Below are 2,623 nucleotides of genomic sequence, written 5' to 3' on the forward strand. Positions count from 1 at the left end.
CGAACTGCTGGCCTTGCTGAAGCGTCTGCCGGCGATGGATTCCGAGGTCGGGAATGCCGAGCGGATCGACCAGATTGCCGCGCTGGAGCGATTGAAGGCGGCCTGTGCGGCGCAGCAGGCGCGCGTCACGGCAGCGCTGCACGACTCCCGCACGGAGTGGGACGCCACGTTCGGAGTCCGCAAGGAACGCCAGGGATCCGGCGTGGGCAGCGAGGTGGCCCTGGCGCGACGCGACTCACCGCAGCGAGGCAACCAACACGTCGGCTTCGCCAGAGCGCTGGCCAAGGAGATGCCGTGCACGCTCGCGGCGTTGTCGGCCGGGACGATCAACGAGTTCAAGGCCACGATCCTGGTGAAGGCGACCGCAACACTGTCGGTGGAGGACCGCCGGCGCGTGGATGCGGAGCTCGCCGACCGGATGGGGGACCTGGGCCATGCGGCGCTCGAGGCGGCGGCGCGGGCCTGGGCGCAGAAGCTGGATCCCGAAGCGCTCGTACGGCGCACCCGCGGTGCAGCCAAGGACCGTTGCGTCACGGTCCGGCCTGCGCCGGACACGATGACCTACCTGACCGGGTTCTTGCCGGTGAAGCAGGGCATCGCCGCTCACGTGGCCCTGTCACGACACGCGGACCAGCTCAAGGCGGCTGGGGACGAGCGCTCGCGCGGTCAGATCATGGCCGACACGATGTTCGAGCGGCTGACGGGCGCGGCCAAGGCCGACGACGTGGGCGTGGAGGTGCAGCTCGTGATGACCGATCGCACCCTGCTCGCCGGCGGCGATGAGCCGGGCCGGGTTGCCGGTTACGGTCCCGTGCCGGCGGACGTGGCTCGAGAGCTCCTCGGGGAGAAGTCGCGGGCCTGGCTCCGCCGGCTCTACACCGCTCCGGACGGCAGCGCGCTGGTGCAGATGGACTCGCGCCGGCGACTGTTCGACAGTGGGTTGCGACAGTTCCTGCTGGCGCGGGACCAGACCTGCCGCACGCCGTGGTGCGACTCCCCGATCCGGCACGCCGACCACGTCGTGGCGCACGCCAAGGGCGGGCCGACGTCGGCGGCGAATGGCCAGGGGCTGTGCGCACTGGGCAATCTGGTCAAGGAACAGCCGGGCTGGTCCGCGACCGTGGTAGCCGAGACTCCACACACCGTGGAGGTGGTCACGCCGACCGGTCATCGCTATACCTCCACGGCACCACCACCCTTGGAAGGCGCGGATCCACCGCAGACCCACGGTGGTGCCGACCGAAGGCGGCCCGTCGTCGATCGGAGCTGGCTGGCGCGCTACGTCGCCGCCGGGCTGGAGGCCGCCTGATCCGGGAAGCAGTCGGCTCCATCCGGCGCGCTTCGCATCAGAGCTGGCGCCCGGCCCCTTGCGCAGCGATGATGCAGAACTCGTTGCCGTCCGGGTCGCGCAGCACCCACCACCAGGTGTCGCCCTCCTCGACCCGGCGCAGCCGCTCCGCGCCGAGGGCGACGAGCCGGCCCGCCTCCTCCTCCGGATCGTCGGAGTACAGGTCCAGGTGCAGCCGCCGGCCCGCCGCGGAGCGTTGGAAGGTCAGGTGCGGGTCCCGACCGTGGGGATCCGTGCCCCCGGCGTAGCCGTCCCAGAGGGGCCGCTCGTCGTAGCCGAGGGCCGCGCGCCAGAAGCCGGCGAGCGCCTCGGGGTCGGGAGTGTCGAGGGTGATTCCGCGCAGTCGCAACATGGGCCCAGCATGCCCGTGCGCCACCGGGCACATCTGCGCTTCGGCGTCAGGCACCGCTGCGCTCACGGCTCGGTGCTCGCTGCGCCGAGTCCGGGGGACCGGCGTGCCCCGAACCCGTGACACCATGGAGCGGAAGGATCACCGAACTGTCATGGAGGAGCGCTACACCCATGGACTCAGCCACCCAGGTCCCCCCGCCGAGCAACGAGCCGGGACTCGACTACGCCCCCGGTAGCCCCGAGCGCAAGGAGCTCGAGGAGGCGCTGGCCGAGATCGGCAGTGAGCGCATCGACCTGCCGCACACCATCGCGGGCAAGCGCGTCATGGGTGGCGGTCGCAAGATCGACGTCCGGCAGCCGCACGCCAAGCGCAAGATCCTCGGGACGATGAAGAACCCCACCGTCGAGGAGGCCGCCCAGGCGGTGCAGGCCGCCAAGGACGCCGCTCCTGGCTGGCGTTCCCTGTCGTTCGACGACCGCGCCGCGATCCTGCTCAAGGCGGCCGAGCTGCTCTCCGGCCCGTGGCGCGCGCGGATGAACGCCGCGACGATGCTGGGACAGTCGAAGACGGCATACCAGGCGGACATCGACGCGGCCTGCGAGCTGATCGACTTCTGGCGCTTCAACGTCCATTTCGCCCGCGAGATCCTCGCCGAGCAGCCGATGACCCACGCCAAGGGCGTGTGGAACCGGCTGGACCACCGGCCGCTCGAGGGTTTCGTCTACGCCATCACGCCGTTCAACTTCACCGCCATCGCGGGCAACCTGCCGACGGCGCCGGCCCTCATGGGCAACACCGTGGTCTGGAAGCCGTCGCCGACGCAGAGCCGCTCCGCGCAGCTGATCATGGAGCTGCTCGAGGAGGCCGGGATGCCTCCGGGCGTCATCAACCTCGTCTACGGCGACGGCATCAACCTGTCCAAG

Annotated in this window: 3 protein-coding genes; 2 read left to right on the forward strand and 1 reads right to left on the reverse strand. The window is 70.8% G+C overall.

Features of this window, described 5'->3' with window-relative positions:
- Positions 1-1,309, forward strand: a 1,309-nt coding sequence (locus VFL99_RS05630) for an HNH endonuclease (protein ID WP_325105354.1), incomplete at its 5' end; no start/stop codon positions are given.
- Positions 1,310-1,346: 37 nt separating this feature from the next.
- Here the strand turns inward: VFL99_RS05630 and VFL99_RS05635 are convergent.
- Positions 1,347-1,700, reverse strand: a complete 354-nt coding sequence (locus tag VFL99_RS05635) for a VOC family protein (protein WP_325105355.1) — start codon at positions 1,698-1,700, stop codon at positions 1,347-1,349.
- 170 nt (positions 1,701-1,870) lie between these two features.
- Here VFL99_RS05635 and VFL99_RS05640 point away from each other — a divergent pair.
- Positions 1,871-2,623: aldehyde dehydrogenase family protein (locus VFL99_RS05640; RefSeq protein WP_325105356.1), on the forward strand; the 753-nt coding region annotated here is incomplete at its 3' end.

It is taken from the genome of Segeticoccus sp. (assembly GCF_035708005.1).